Raw genomic sequence first — 15,599 nt, 5'->3', positions numbered from 1 at the left:
AAATGACGACATACGAGGCAATGTCCGTGGCAATGCAAGCTAATTTAGTTTTGCTAGGGGTCATCACAATTGTAGTAATGTTGTTCGTTGCAAACAAAAAGAAGTAACCGCCCCACCTAGTCCAAAGGATTTTGGGTGATTACTTCATTTTTGTAGTTCTCAAGACATTGGTTAGCCGCTCACTTTGCGGCATGTAATTGTGTTGATCAGGTGTTGGTGCACCTGATCTTTTTTATTATATCTTTATTATAATCATAATAACCACTTAATTCAACTTGTTGAGGTGGCATTAGTAGCGAAAAAAACGAATAATGTGTTGAAAACAAAAAGAAGTAACCGCCTATTCACGCCTAGGATTTAGGTAGTTACTTCTTTTTGGTATCACTTCTATGTTCGTGGGCAAAGGGCTCACTTGCGGCATATAATTGTGTTGATTAGGTGTTAGCAGCACCTAATCTTTTTTCTTCCTCACTCATAACTCCCCTGAACCTCAAGTGCTTTTTTCAGCATTTTCTTCTTCTTTTCCTCGTACTCATCCCGGAATGGGGTGGCCTCGTCCTTCGAATAGCCGCCTGCCACTAGTTCGGCCTCGAGCTCTGAATAGATCTTCTCGAACGCCACATCGGTATCTTTTTCCAGTGTCTTGAACTCGTTATAATAGCTGCTCATGACCTGCAATGCGGCGATTCCATCAGTCGATTCCTCAATAAAGTCTGCCTTGGCCTGAGCCAGCAATTCCTTCGCTTTCTTTTTTGTTTCCTTCTCTAGACTCTCAAATTCAACCGTATATTTGTCTTTTATTACCGCCAAAGGGTCAGTCGTCGCCGCTGTTTCAACCGCAGGATCCGGTTCAGAAGCAGGGACCTTTTTCATATCCAAATGAAGCTCGCGCTGCGGCAATTTTGTCGCTTGGACTTGGACTTGGACCGTTTCCTTTTCCTGAATCACAACCCAAAACACGCCAAGTTCCACAATGATTGCGAGAATCAGCAACCTCTTAATCATGTTCTCACCTCACCATACATTGTTGCCCATTGCCACAATCCTAATCATTCATTATCCTCGAAAAATGAGCCTAAAACTCAAACAAGCGCTTGTTTAAATTCAATTAAATGTTTGTTTGAACTAGCAATCTTGCAAACTGACTAATGTAAAATTCAAACAAACATTTGTATGAACACAAAACCGCAATTCAATCAAATGTTTGTTTGGGAAAAACACCTCTGAGATTACTATTCTAAAATAATAATTTCACGCAACTTTTTAACAGCTTGTTTCCCCCACGACTTCACCGATTCCACCGTAACCCCATGTTCAATCGCAATTTCCTTATAACTTTTATCCTCAATAATCCGCCCTTGAACCCACTTCACCTGATTTTTCGTTAATTTTTCCCCGTACATCTCGATCAAATCCATTTGAAAACCCTCTGAACTATCTGCAAAATTCATAAAAATCTGTTCCCCTGAAGGCTGGCAATGCTCCTGATATCGAACTTCCTTTTTTAAATGATCCAGGAGTTTCCCTCGAATGGTTGAAAAGGCAAATGTCGAAAACTCAACACCTTTCCCAGGGTTAAAGCGGGTCGACGCCTCCCAAAGTCCAATCAAGCCAATCTGAAAAAATGTTTCCTTGTCTCCGTACAAGCGCAAGCTTTTTATCACCTGAAAAATTAATGGTTTATACTGTTCTGCTAATTCCTCAAATTCCATGTAATATGGTCCTTTTAAAGAACGCGTTCCTCACTTATTCCGCCGGTAACACCAATTTACTAGGTTACAAGGTGGGCAGTCCAAATGGTAAACTTCACGTACGAGGGGATAGGAAGGGTGTCGTATGTAACGTATGGTCTAGCGAAACTTCACGTTTGAATAAATCAAAATGAAAAAAACTTAAAAAAATTGCAAAAAATGTTGAAAGATGTGATCAAGTTCACAGATATTTTGTCGAATTTTCGATTATTATAAAAACAGAAATCCTACTTAAGACCTACAACTGCTGTGCTGAAACGCAGTGACCCTACTTTCATAAAAACACATATCATAATCCCAGCGTTTCATTTTCAATACATAGTTCTCATATTTTCATATTTCTTCCCCTGATTAGAGCAGCCAGAATTCGACAAAAATATAGCAACCATGAATCGACAGAATTGCAACCACGATTCGACATAAGACAACTGAATGAGTCTAAGATTGGGTGTGCAGCAATGTACGCCTCTTTCCAAATATATATTAGTCAGAATATTCATTACATATGATTGGTATCATGGTAAACTAGTGATAAAAGGAGGTATTGTCATGGAACCAATTTTTATTATTGATGGAGCTCGTACTGCGTTTACTAGTTTTGGAGGATCGTTTGCTGGAACAGGGGCAACCGAATTAGGACGCGCGACAGCAGTTGAGGCTATGAAGCGGTCTAAGGTCGACCCGGCGCAAATTGATCACGTGATTTACGGAAACGTGATTCATACGGAAAAAAATGCATCCTACCTGGCTCGGCACATCGCACTACATAGTGGCGTTCCTCAGGAAGTCCCTGCGTTTATGGTCAACCGCCTTTGTGGGTCTGGTCTGCAATCAGTGGTTTCCGCCGCTCATCATATTTTAGTAGGTGACGCCAACATTGTGCTGGCAGGGGGAACAGAGAACATGTCCCAATCTCCGTATGCGAATTTCAAACAACGATTTGGCGGGTCAAAAATGGGCAATCTTCAGTTTGAAGACATGCTGCTAACAACCCTGACCGACCAATACACAGGAAAAGGTATGGGGATGACGGCTGAAAAACTAGCAGAACAGTATTCCATTTCTCGTGAAGAACAAGACAAATTTGCGATCGAATCAAACCTGAGGGCATCCAGAGCAGCCGAGAACGGAACATTTGCGGAAGAAATTGTCGCGGTCGAGGTGAAAACGAGAAAAGGTAGTATTCTTATAGATAAAGATGAACACATCAAGCCTAACGTGAATTTGGAGTCGATGAGCAAACTGCGCCCATCATTCATATCGGACGGAACAGTTACCGCGGCGAATGCATCTGGCATTAATGATGGCGCTGCATCAGTGGTTGTTGCAGGTGAAAAAGCCGTTCGAGAAAATGGACTCAAACCTCTTGCGAAAGTCATTTCGTGGGGTGTAGCGGGGGTTGACCCAACTATCATGGGAATCGGACCGGTTCCAGCAATTAAAAAAGCACTGGAGCGTGCGGGACTTACTCTAGCTGATCTGGATTTGGTGGAAGTAAACGAAGCCTTTGCTGCCCAATACCTGTCAGTCGAAAAAGAACTTGGACTGGATCGAGAGAAAACAAACGTCAATGGTGGTGCTGTTGCACTTGGACACCCAGTCGGTGCAAGTGGCGCACGAATTCTGCTATCAGCAGCGTATGAACTAAGACGCCGGGGCCAAAGATACGCAGTAGTCAGCCTCTGCATCGGCGGGGGCCAAGGAATTGCCATGATCATAGAAAATACTAAGTCCTAAAATAATCGAGGCCTTCAGAAAAATGTTCTGAAGGCCTTTTTAAGTGGGGGCTGAGGTGGTGGGTCGGAGGGACAGGTCCCTCGTCCCAGGGACAAACTAAGAAAAACCTACTCCGCAGTAACCCCTGTATATAAGTAATCATTCAATGCCAGCTGCAGCGTTCCTTTTGAATCCGCGATATCCGAAATACTGACGTCCAATGCAATCATCTTCTTCACGATTTCGGCACGGATGCCGGTGAGGACCGTTTGACAACCCATCATTTTAACGCCCTCAATCAGCTTCATAAAGCGAAAAATCACTTCATCCTCCATGAACGCAACACCGGATAGATCCATAATTAGCGTACGAATATGTTCATTTTCAATGCTAGCTAAAATTTTATCCTCAATTGTCAAGATACGAATTTTATCAATTCCTCCAATTAGCGGGATGATATGCGTATCTTGATTAATTGGGATGATCGGCACAGACAGATTTTCAACAAGCTGTCTCTGCGACTCAAGTAGTTCGTCCTTGAACCTCGAATAGCTGATGAAAAAGTGTGTAAAGAAATAGTCCAGCTGAACATTTATCCTTTTTTCAAGTGAGAAGAAGTCGTCACGACTGGTTTCAGTATTGGATAGTAAATCATAATTGTATAGAAAGTCCCAAAGCGTGCGGCGAATGGCTTGGACCCACTCAAGTTTAAACGCGACTGTCAGCGAATTTTTTGCCCAGGCGATACCTTCTTGTTTTGCGAAGGTAATCAATTCATGCTCTCGCTCTTCGACGATATAGAGTACGAGTTTATGAGCGTTCTCGAGAAGATTGATATTTCCGATTCTATGAATATCCTTGATTTTATCCTTCACGTTGGTGGCTTCTTCAAGCAGTTTTTCTTCAAAGTATACTTTGTTTGCTAGGAAAAACTCTTTAATTGAATCTTTGTATACAACGTCCAATTTTCGTACACCCCGATTTATCGTATTGTGATGCCTTGGTAGTTTGATTGTAAAAGTTGTTCCGACATTTTCTTCGCTTTCGACTGAAATATCACCGCCATGCTGATAGACCACGGAGAACACCTGAGCAAGCCCCATCCCAGTTCCGGCGTCCTTTGTTGAAAAAAATGGCGTTCCGAGGAGATTCATTTTTTCTTTCGGGATACCGATACCCGAATCTTGAATGATCACCATAACTTCCTTTTCGTCAGCACGGTGTGTAATCGAAATGTTTCCCGATCCCTCAATGGATTCAATTGCATTTTTTATCAGGTTAAAAAAGGCTTTCTTAAACTGATTTTTCTTGCCGACAATCGTTGCATCTGTACTTTGGAAGTCCGTCACAATCTCAATTTCATATAATTTTTCTAAAAATAGGTTTAAAATGGATTCCAGCTCTGTAGCAAGATGGATCGATTGCGCGTCCTCGTCCTCCAAATCAGGCTTGGACACCTGAAGCAAATTGTTCAAGGTAACAAGCGCATTTTCGAGTTCACTCTGCGCAATATCGAGATAAGCATGCTCCTCCTCTTTCTGAAGAAGTTGCAAAAATCCTTTCACTGCTGTCAATGGGTTTCGCACCTCATGGGCAATCCCTGCCGCAATTTGACCAACCGAAGCCAACTGGCTTAAATGAGAATCCCTCCTTTGCTCCTCATTTTTTACTTCATTTGAAACCATAAAAAGAGAGCCCCCCAAAACTAAAAATCTTTAATTTTATTTAACTTTTGACATATATCATAAAAAATTTTACTCATAAAACAATCGGCACCGCAATGAAAAAGAATGGAAAACAGTACCATTTCAAACAAAATACTACAAAAGTAGTAGAAGAAGTAAGGTGGCTTGCTCGAACTATGTCGAAATTAGGGGGTGCAGTTGTACCCCTTTTTTGGGACAAGGGACCTGTCCCTGTGAACCACAAGGGTGTGACCCGAAAATTCTTTTTTAAGAACTTGTTCATTTGTGATACTAAATTGGAAAAAAGGCTCATAGCTTTACTTATATGAGTATTTCTTCATTCAGCGAAAGGACCATTTTCGTCTGGGAGGGAGGAATGGAGGGGAGGACAGCATGAAGGCTTGTCCAACGCCCATACCGACGGAGTACTCATGATAGGACGCATTAAATGTGAGGGAACGATATGAGTCAGCGAACCTACATTAATTGGAAAATCATCATGAGCATTGCCCTAATGATAGGGCTCATTTATGCACCAACAACGAAAGCGGCAGCGAAAGATCCGAAAGTGCTGGTCATCTTTTCATCGCAAACTAACCAAGTCGATGAGCATCAGCGCCTTCTGGACATGCTGATAAGCCACTTTACAGAAGACATCTCATTCAAAAGTAGCACCGAGGTTGAAGCCGGGGATATGAAGGGTGTGACCCATCTTTTTTACTACGGACAAACGCAGGAACAACTGCCACCCAAGGTTATTGACATCTTGGCCGCATTCAACGGAACCGTCATGTCAATTGGTCTCAATATCGAACAGCAACAAGCGATTTTTCCATTTATAAAAGCAAGCCAAATCGAGTTGTACACCGAGGAACTCTATCTTCCTGAAGAAAATAAAACGATTAAAGTCGACCCTACGAATATCATCCAAATAGAAACCACCGCAGATACTCTAATCGAAGCGAAGCAAGCCAACGAATCCTACCCACTCCTAGTCAAAAAGGAAAATAAATATTATTACGCGACAAATAATTTGTTCCCGCCTATCTCCAATTTTTTAGCGGAGGCCTTGCATGAAGTCTTCAACACGGAACACCAAGCGCCCACTCAGGCTTATCTCAGACTGGAGGACGTCAATCCGGCTTCAGACTCGAAGCAGTTAATGGAGATTGCGAGAATCCTAGAGCGACGCGACATTCCGTATATGGTGTCAGTCATTCCGGTCTATCTCAACCCGCAAACGGACGAAGAGTACCACATTAAGGATGCGCCTGATGTTCGCGCGGCGCTCAAATACATGCAGGACAATGGCGGCAGCATCATTCTTCACGGGTACACGGACCAATACGAAAATACGAAAACCGGTGATGGTTTCGAATTCTGGGACACAACACGAAACTCGCCAATTACTCAAAATGAACAAAAATACATCAAAAATCGGATCCAACAGGGGCTCCAGGATCTTGTTGAGTATGAGCTTTACCCACTCGCATTCGAGGCGCCGCATTATGCAATGAGCCAAAACGGGTATAAACTACTGTCTGAACATTTTTCAACGATCATCGGCCAGCTTCAGCTGACAGACAAGGACTGGCGCATCATGACCGAATCGCCTTATATCACGAAACCGACCTATCTTCATGGCATGCAGCTTTTGCCTGAGACGATTCGCTATGTGCGCTATGAAGATCCGCAGTCAATTCAGGAAATGAAGTCGCGTATTCATGATTTTACAACTGTTCGGGACGGCGTCATTGGCGGCTTCTATCATCCGTTCTTGGGTGCAAGGGGACTGATTGAAATCCTAGATGAATTTGAAAAAATACCAGGCGTCCAGTGGATTGACCTGAAAATGTTGAACAACACAGTGAAAGCAGAGGGGATTTGGATACAATCGGAAAACGGCAAAATGGATTGGGACATTGACCGTGAATCGTTCGTCGACAAGAAGGTGATTCCTCTATCCCTAGCCGAATTATTCCATTTGTTTCGTGACAATACACTCTGGGTGCTTATGGGGGCCGCGATTACACTTTTCGTTGCAGTTATCTCCCTAAAAAGAGGTGAATCGACATGAAAATCATTACACTATTACTCGCCATACTGCTCCTGTGGGACATAGGGACAGGTCCCTCGTCCCACTGGGCATTTGCCAAGGCCTGGGACAAGGGACCTGTCCCCGTGACCCATCTGGCTGAGGGCACAATTCCGTCCAATGGTGCCACCTCGTCCCACCGGGTGTTGGTGGTGTTTTCGTCTCAGACGGGGGAGATGACGGATCAGCAGCGGGTACTGGACCTGCTTGTCGGGCATTTTACAGATGACATTACGTTTAAAAGTACAAAGGAGGTCGAACCCAAAGATCTAGCTGGCGTCACACATCTCTTTTATCACGGGCAAGTCAAGGAAACACTGCCGGACAATTTTAAAAATGTACTAACTAATTTTAACGGAACCCTCGTTGCCATCGGCCACAACTCTGAACAACTCGTGGACCGGTTTTCTTTTATGAAAGTCGAAAGAGAAGTGTCGGTTTCGAAAGTAACGAACGAAACGGACTCCATCAACATTTTTCCGCAGAGTATTCTGCAGGTAAATGCGGAGGGTGCCGAAACGCTTGTTAAAGCAAGTCATGGTGTGGAAAATGAGTACCCGTTGTTTCTTGGTAAAAATCAATCCTATTACTATGCGTCGCCAATTATTGAGTACACAAAAGCGATTTTCCTTGGGGATGCGCTTCACACTGTTTTTGAAGATGAGCATGTTCACATTCGTCCGGGTTACATCCGACTCGAGGACATTCACCCGATGGCTGACCCAAAAAAGGTTATGGAAATCGCAGAGATTTTAAAAGAAAAGCAGATTCCTTATATGGTCGCGGTCATTCCGGTTTATACCAACCCGGATACAGAAAAAGAGTACCATTTTTCAGACTCGCCGAATCTATTAAAGGCGCTTAAATATATGCAAAACAACGGTGGCAGCATTGTGCTCCATGGTTACACCCATCAATTCAAAGCAAGTGAGACGGGGGAGGGCTTTGAGTTTTGGGATGTCGACAACAATATGCCAATTTACCATAAGGCAAGTGAAGATGTCATAAAAAAAACGCGCCGTGATTTTGCGACTGATGCTGAATATGAGGCATTCCGAAAAAGTCAGCTTGAATTCGAGACGGAATATATAGAAGAAAAAATTCAGCGTGGAATTGAGGAGCTTGTGAATTACGGGCTGTTCCCACTTGCGTTTGAGGCGCCGCACTACACGATGTCGCAAAATGGGTACAACGTTTTGTCGGAGCATTTTTCAACATACGTCGGTCAGGTCCAGCTCAGTGACGAGAACTGGGAAGTGATGGGGACCTCACCGGCTGAAACGACGCCGAGTATGTTCCACGGTATGACCTTGTTGCCGGAAACAATTGGTTTTGTTGACCCGAAGGATCCGAACGCGATTGAATCGATGATCAAGGAAGCGCACCGCTACTCGATTATGCGTGACGGCTTTGTTGCTGGATTCTACCATCCGTTTCTTAAGGTGGAGGTCTTTCAAAAGCTTTTAGCAGAGTTGGAAGAAATCCCGAATGTCGAGTGGATTGACCTGAAGGAGCGGGTCAATACCGTTCACACCGAGAATGTCACGATTGAGTCTGGTGAAGGAAAAATAAAAGTGGACATCAATTATACAGGTCTGTTCGCATCATCCCCGAGCTATATTTTTTACAGAATTAAATACTTTTCGCAGCATTTAACATGGGTATTGGTCGGAGCCGGTGGGTTTGCTGTTGTTCTTTTTACACTATATGGACTATATTTACGATGGAAATGGAGGAGGGAGTATTATGGCTGACACATTTATGTATATTTCCCTCTTTTTGATTTGGTCGATGTTGTTTTACCACATGTTCCTGATGCAGGGCGGTTACCTCCATTCGGTCAGATATCGCAAGAAAGCGCGCGAATGGGAGAAAAATCGCACCCCGTTTCCAAGGGTGAGCATCCTTATTCCGGCGCACAATGAGGAGGTCGTCATCCGTGACACACTGGAGTCGATGTGCGCTTTGCGCTATCCGCTTGATCGGCTTGAAGTGATTGTAATCAACGATAATTCAAGTGACCGAACTGGAGAAATTGTGGATGAGTTCACGCGAGAATACCATTTTATAAAAGCCATTCACACAAAGCCACCTTTTGGTGGAAAAGGGAAGTCGGCCGCACTGAACATCGGCTTTGCACAAGCTACTGGCGACATTATTTGTGTCTATGATGCCGATAATACGCCAGAGCCAGATGCGGTTTACTGGCACGCGATTGCGTTAATGAATGATTCTCAGGCTGGTGCGAGTGTTGGGAAATTTCGCGTTATCAATGCGGGGAAAAACTTGTTAACCCGGTTAATCAACATCGAGACGCTCACATTTCAGTGGCTCGCCCAAGCGGGAAGATGGTATTGGTTTAAAATGACGACGATACCAGGGACGAATTTTGCAATCAGAAGGTCGATTCTCGAGGAGCTAGGCGGCTGGGATGAAAAAGCCTTGTCGGAGGATACGGAACTCAGTTTTCGAGTCTACAACCTAGGCTACTACATCCGCTTTTTCCCGGAGGCTGTCACCTGGGAACAGGAGCCTGAGACGTTAAGGGTCTGGTGGCGCCAACGCACACGCTGGGCGCGCGGCAATCTGTACGTGATCGCGAAATACATGCTCCGCTTTTTCAAGCTGAAAAATAAAAAAGTCGGAGTCGACCTGTTTTACTTTTTCTTTACGTATCTATTATTCTTCGGCGGTGTAATGGTGTCACACGTCATTTTTGTTACGAATCTATTTATCGATTTGAACCTATCGATTGGGTACGTATCATATGCCCTGTTGATACTCGGATTTTTACTGTTCGTAACAGAGGGCATCCTCACCCTCAGCATGGAAAAAGACCAACTCAATACGAAAACATTTTTCACCGTCTTCCTAATGTACTTCACCTACTCCCAGCTTTGGATTCTCCTCGTCGCCTACGCAACCTTCTTGGAACTAAAGAGAATCCTCCTCCGCCAAGAAGTCAAATGGTACAAAACAAAACGATTCGCAGGGGCGGGCGCTGTGGCGGGTGGCTCAACGGGGGTTTCGGGCGGCCCATCGCGGGACACAGGGACAGGTCCCGCGTCCCAAAAAACTGTGAAGGAAGAGGTTAAAGGTGAAAGTTCGGGTTAAAGGGGTGAGAGCAATCGTTGCGCTACTTGTCATAATCATCGTTTTTTTCGTCGTTTTATTATTTTGGAATAATAAATCACCATCGCCTACCCAGTCATTCGTTGAAAAATGGCTGATGAACCCAAACGGAACAATCGCAACCTACGTCCTTCCAGACGATGAGTTTGACACCGACCTCGCAAAAGGAAGAGAGGCGCTGTCAGAGTCGCTCGGACTTTGGATGCAATACGCAATTGTGGCAGACGACCGAAAGCTGTTTGAAAAAGCGTATCAATCTTTGGTTGCTTATTTTATGGAGGAAGATGGGTTTATTTATTGGAAACTCAACGAATTAGGGACAAGTCAAGTCTATACAAATGCACTGGTTGATGACTTGAGAATCATGGAAGCCTTGTTTCAGGCGCAGAAAAAATGGGGTGGCGACTATGGAACGACAGCTGTAAAAATCGGGGAGACTTGGAACACCCAGCCCCAAGTTGGATTTTTAACTGATTATTACGATTCTCAGTATGGGTATAGCGGGAAAACGTTAAGTTTGTCCTATATTGACCCGGTTGCGATAGAGTCGATGCGGGAGCGGGGGCTGCTTGATGAGGAAACGGCTCAACGGACGATTGGAATTTTAAGAGAGGCACCTATAAAGGCAGGATTTTATCCGAAATCGTACGGGGCCCGAGGCTATCGTTTCGCCGAGGAGGTTCATATGGTCGATCAGGCGCTGGCTGCCTATCACCAGGCAAAGCTTGGGGTTGTATCCCAGGAATTTTTAGAGTTTGTAAAAAAGGAGATGTCGGATGCGGGCGTGGTTTACGGGCGGTATAAATTGGGGAATGCTCAGCCGACTGTCAACTATGAATCTCCGTCGGTTTACGGATTTTTGCTCATGTACAGTATGGAAATAGGTGAAAAAGAGTTAGCGGAGGAGATTTACCGTCGGATGATTGCGTTCAGAAATGATGATAAGAATAGTCCGTATTACGGCGGTTATTCGGTCGATAAGAGCGGGAACACGCATGTGTTTGACAACCTCGTGCCAATGTTGGCGGAGCGGGTGTATTTGGGGAGGGTAGTGAAAGTTTTATCAGGGATAAACTTGTGTGTAGCTAGTTGGAATGGTTTTGAGACTAGCTTTCGAAGACAAAAAGCTGTCGAACTTAGCGGGAATTGTCTCTGAGAGTGGATCTCGCAGACAAAACGAAGCTGTGCTTCATGGGAAATGTCTCTGAGACAGCCTCTCAAAGACAAAACAAAGAGGGAGTTCGAGTCGTATGTCTTTGAGGATGGTTTTCAAAGACAAAGTTGGGCCTTTGTGATAATGAAATGTCTCTGAGATGAAAATATCCAAACGGTCTCATTCACTAGCACACACCAAAACCAATGATACTCCTTTTAACCAACCCCTCCGCCTAGCAAATAGTCCTTTCGTAGGAAGGAAATCCAGCCCGAAAGGAGAACTACTAGGTTAATTAATGCTTATCGACGAAAAGAGGTTCGACACATGTCTTTAATAGATGCTGAAAGAAACATAATTGAAAAATTTCCTCGTATATTTGAAGGGAAGCCAGAAAAAATCAAACAAGCTCAACACGTTACGGATGCGCTAAAGGAGTTAATCGAAATTTGTGGGGACGACCCGACACGTGACGGGCTCATCGAAACGCCGCAGCGGGTACTTAAAGCATTTCTCGAATACACCGAAGGCTATCAAGAAGATCCGAAAGACCATCTTAAAAAGGTATTTGATGTTGCACACCGCGAGCTCGTAATTGTGAAAAATATTGAGTTCCACTCCATGTGTGAGCATCATTTTGCACCATTTTTTGGTGTTGCGCATGTTGGCTACATCCCAGATAAAAAGGTGACCGGGCTTTCCAAGATTGGAAGAATGGTAGAAGGCTATGCAAAAAGATTCCAGGTACAAGAAACGCTGACAAATCAAATCGCAGACGCCATCGAAGAAATCCTTGAGCCACAAGGTACCATGGTGGTTATCGAAGCGAAGCACATGTGCATGTGTGGGCGTGGAATCAAAAAAACAAACTCTGAAACCACAACAACAGCAGTCAGAGGCCTATTCGAGCAGCGCCCAGACGCACGCCTTGAATTCCTAACACTATTAAATCGATAAGGTTCAAGTGGGCCGTGGGGGAGCTGGGCTCGACTCATCGTGGGTCACGGGCGTCTTCAACCCACAACGGGTCACGGGGACAGGTCCCTCGTCCCACCATATTTTTACAGGGACAAGGGACCTGTCCCTTTGTCCCGCAGGCAGAACCCATGGACATATTTCTATCCCAGAAAGGCAGGTGAGATAGGTGAGACATGCAATTATTACAGCGGGAACGAAGGGTTTAGGCAGAAAAGTAACGGAGGAATTTTTGAAAATGGGTTACTCTGTGACGGTGAATTATAGGAGTGACGTAGCGCGCGTTGAAGAGCTGAGACAAGAATGGAAGCCTTATTTAGAATGCATTCAATTCGTTCAAGGTGACGTCACGAAAAAAGAGGATATCACCAACATTTTCACCCAAGCGATGGAACGCTTTGGCCGAATCGACTACCTGATTAACAACGCTGGACCGTATATTTTTGAGCGGAAGAGGTTAGTAGATTACGAGGATCACGAATGGAATGAGATGATCGACGGTAATCTAAGTTCGGTATTTCACTTTCTCAAATTAACAATTCCCGTGATGCGCAGCCAGCAATTCGGCAGAATTATCACCTATGGCTTTCAGGATGCCGAAACCTCGCCTGGATGGATGTATCGCGCTGCCTTCAGTGCGGCGAAGGTTGGACTTGTTTCGCTCACCAAATCGATCGCCCTTGAGGAGGCCGAGCACGGAATTACTGCAAATATGGTGTGCCCGGGTGACATCACTGGCGATATGAAAGAAGCCACCATCACCACTGCCCGTGCACGAAAAGATCCCCAAACCCCAATCGGCCGCCCAGGCACCGGCGAAGATATTGCCAGAATCATAGCCTTTCTCTGCGAGGAAAACTCAGACTTTATCACCGGTAGTGTCATATCGGCATCGGGCGGGGTAAATGTTGTAAATAAAATAAAGGGGCAGGTCCGTTGACCCACCAGATTGGGACGAGGGACCTGTCCCTGCGACCCAAACCCACCAGAAAGGAGCAAGTAAATGAACGGAAAAATGAAGGTGATGACGGTTTTTGGCACGCGGCCTGAGGCGATTAAGATGGCGCCGGTCGTTAAGGAACTCGAGAATCACCTACATGACATCATCCCAATTGTGACAGTGACGGGCCAGCACCGAAATATGCTTGACAAGGTGTTAGACGCTTTTCATATTAAGCCCCACTATGATTTAGACATCATGCAGGAGCGGCAAACGCTCACCAGTATTACAACCCGTGCACTCACTGGGATCGATGGAATTTTAAAAAAAGGAAAAGCCTGATCTTGTTTTAGTTCACGGGGATACGACGACTACTTTTGCAGCGAGTCTAGCCGCCTTTTACAATCAAATCAAAGTCGGACATGTGGAGGCGGGACTTAGAACTCACAACAAGTACTCCCCGTTTCCGGAAGAAATGAACCGCAAAATGACAACAAGCATCGCCGATTTTCATTTTGCACCTACTAAAAAGTCAGCTCAAAACCTGCTCGACGAGAACATTCCTGAGCACCAATTTTTTATCACCGGCAACACCGGAATCGACGCACTCAAATTAACGGTCAACCCATCCTACCAACATCCAATCTTGAACAAAATCGGAAACAGTCGACTTCTACTACTTACAGCTCACAGACGTGAAAACCTTGGCGAACCACTGAAAAACATTTTTAAAGCGATAAAACGAAAACGCAGGTCCATGATGATGTGCAGGTCGTCTACCCAGTCCATCTCAACCCAGCCGTAAAAGATGACGCAACAACTATACTCGGAAACAATGAACGAATCCACCTAATCGACCCACTACCTGTACTCGATTTCCACAACTTTGCAGCCAGAGCCCATATGATTTTGACCGACTCAGGCGGAAATCAGGAAGAAGCGCCATCGCTCGGCGTACCTGTACTCGTCCTCCGAGATACAACCGAACGCCCCGAAGGCATCGAAGCCGGGACGCTAAAACTCGCGGGAACTGACAAGCATTCAATTTTCACACTGGCACACGAACTTCTAACAAATCCGATAGAATATGAAAAAATGGCTCGGGCCTCGAACCCGTATGGTGATGGACATGCGGCAAAGCCAATTGTACGGTCGATTCTAACCCATTTTCAACAAAAGGCCACTGGGTCACGGGAACAGGTCCCTCCGTCCCACTTTGAATATGGAACTAAATTGTTAGTTTGTCAAAATAATGCTATAATTAAGGCAAAATTATGTACTGGAGATGTGATTATGCCTGAGATTCGTCCGATAAAGGATTTAAGAAATACAACTGAGATATCCGACTTATGCCATCAAATCAAGGAACCAATTTTCATTACCAAGAATGGATATGGAGATTTAGTTGTAATGAGTATGGAAACCTATGAAAGGTCTCTAGGGAAGTTGGAGCTATTTCAAAAATTAGCTGAAGCGGAGGCACAAATTAAAAACGGAGAAAACCTTTTAGATGGGGAAGAAGTCTTTAAAGACCTAAAGAAAAAGCATGGAAGAAAATAAATACAAAATTAAAGTTACACCAAAGGCATATGAAGATCTAGATGAGATTTATGGTTATATTGCTAATGAACTTTACAATGAAGATGCAGCTGATAATCTTTTGGAACAAATTGAAACCAACATCATGAGGCAAAAGGATTTCCCGTTTTCTTGTAGTTATGTAAGAGATGAAATATTAAAAAATAAAGGTTATCGCAAGCTTATTGTTGCTAATTATATTGTTTTTCACCTAGTCAATGAGTTTGACAAAGAAGTAGTGGTCATGCGTGTTCTGTACGGCAAACAAAAGTACCAAGACCTTATTTAGTAGAGTAGTCCTAACAAAAATCGGGCGGTGACGTGGACTTTTTAGGGGCTGCTTCACCACCATACTCCGAAAAAGGGACAGCGAACCTGTCTGTCCCCGTGCTTCAGATTTCCCCGGTTACATACCGCTACCACTTGTACCCACAATACTTCATCCCTTTATCCTACTGCAGAGTTTTGCTATAAAAGTGAATGTCACAACAGCTACAATAGCCAAGCAAATTACAGAGCTTTCAGAATCAAACCAAATCGACCATTAAGGGGTTGTCCGAAAAGTCATTGAAAA

Annotated in this window: 10 protein-coding genes and 2 pseudogenes; 9 read left to right on the top strand and 3 right to left on the bottom strand. The window is 44.4% G+C overall.

The annotated features are described in order from the left end of the window. Window positions 1–468 precede the first annotated feature (468 nt). Window positions 469–1,005: a hypothetical protein gene (locus tag CKJ95_RS16150; RefSeq protein ID WP_099354488.1), complete on the bottom strand. Its 537-nt coding sequence runs from the start codon at window positions 1,003–1,005 to the stop codon at window positions 469–471. Between the two features lie 227 nt (window positions 1,006–1,232). Beyond that, window positions 1,233–1,712, bottom strand: coding sequence for a sigma-70 family RNA polymerase sigma factor (locus CKJ95_RS16145; protein ID WP_099354487.1), 480 nt, complete (start codon window positions 1,710–1,712; stop codon window positions 1,233–1,235). Window positions 1,713–2,300: 588 nt separating this feature from the next. Here CKJ95_RS16145 and CKJ95_RS16140 point away from each other — a divergent pair. Beyond that, entirely contained in the window at window positions 2,301–3,488 is a 1,188-nt protein-coding gene (locus tag CKJ95_RS16140) for an acetyl-CoA C-acetyltransferase (RefSeq protein WP_099354486.1), read from the top strand. A gap of 107 nt (window positions 3,489–3,595) precedes the next feature. Here CKJ95_RS16140 and CKJ95_RS16135 read toward each other — a convergent pair whose 3' ends face one another. Next, complete coding sequence (locus CKJ95_RS16135; protein WP_099354485.1) at window positions 3,596–5,152, bottom strand: ATP-binding protein; 1,557 nt, start codon at window positions 5,150–5,152, stop codon at window positions 3,596–3,598. Between the two features lie 463 nt (window positions 5,153–5,615). Here CKJ95_RS16135 and CKJ95_RS16130 point away from each other — a divergent pair, with 463 nt between their 5' ends. The 8 genes and pseudogenes from CKJ95_RS16130 to CKJ95_RS16095 all read left to right on the top strand — a co-directional run bounded on the left by CKJ95_RS16130 (window position 5,616) and on the right by CKJ95_RS16095 (window position 15,314). Continuing rightward, window positions 5,616–7,229 (top strand): polysaccharide deacetylase family protein, encoded by a 1,614-nt coding sequence (locus CKJ95_RS16130; RefSeq protein WP_099354484.1) that lies wholly within the window; start codon window positions 5,616–5,618, stop codon window positions 7,227–7,229. After that, window positions 7,226–9,001 (top strand): polysaccharide deacetylase family protein, encoded by a 1,776-nt coding sequence (locus CKJ95_RS16125; RefSeq protein WP_099354483.1) that lies wholly within the window; start codon window positions 7,226–7,228, stop codon window positions 8,999–9,001. Before CKJ95_RS16130 ends, CKJ95_RS16125 begins: the two co-directional genes overlap by 4 nt. Then, a pseudogene (locus tag CKJ95_RS16120) lies at window positions 8,994–10,235 on the top strand (glycosyltransferase family 2 protein); the annotation flags it as partial. The gene CKJ95_RS16125 and the pseudogene CKJ95_RS16120, both read left to right, overlap by 8 nt. A 109-nt stretch (window positions 10,236–10,344) precedes the next feature. Continuing rightward, window positions 10,345–11,535, top strand: a complete 1,191-nt coding sequence (locus CKJ95_RS16115) for a glycosyl hydrolase family 8 (RefSeq protein WP_099354481.1) — start codon at window positions 10,345–10,347, stop codon at window positions 11,533–11,535. A gap of 324 nt (window positions 11,536–11,859) precedes the next feature. Then, window positions 11,860–12,489: a GTP cyclohydrolase I FolE gene (gene folE, locus CKJ95_RS16110; protein ID WP_099354480.1), complete on the top strand. Its 630-nt coding sequence runs from the start codon at window positions 11,860–11,862 to the stop codon at window positions 12,487–12,489. A gap of 187 nt (window positions 12,490–12,676) precedes the next feature. Beyond that, entirely contained in the window at window positions 12,677–13,447 is a 771-nt protein-coding gene (locus tag CKJ95_RS16105; RefSeq protein WP_099354479.1) for an SDR family oxidoreductase, read from the top strand. 63 nt (window positions 13,448–13,510) lie between these two features. After that, a pseudogene (gene wecB, locus CKJ95_RS16100) lies at window positions 13,511–14,617 on the top strand (non-hydrolyzing UDP-N-acetylglucosamine 2-epimerase); the annotation flags it as partial. A 376-nt stretch (window positions 14,618–14,993) separates the two neighbouring features. Next, window positions 14,994–15,314, top strand: a complete 321-nt coding sequence (locus tag CKJ95_RS16095; protein ID WP_099354478.1) for a type II toxin-antitoxin system RelE/ParE family toxin — start codon at window positions 14,994–14,996, stop codon at window positions 15,312–15,314. The last annotated feature ends 285 nt before the right edge of the window (window positions 15,315–15,599 follow it).

This window comes from Fredinandcohnia onubensis (assembly GCF_002734285.1).
Taxonomy (GTDB): domain Bacteria; phylum Bacillota; class Bacilli; order Bacillales; family Bacillaceae_L; genus Ferdinandcohnia; species Ferdinandcohnia onubensis_A.
This window is presented reverse-complemented; position numbering and strand designations above follow the sequence as displayed.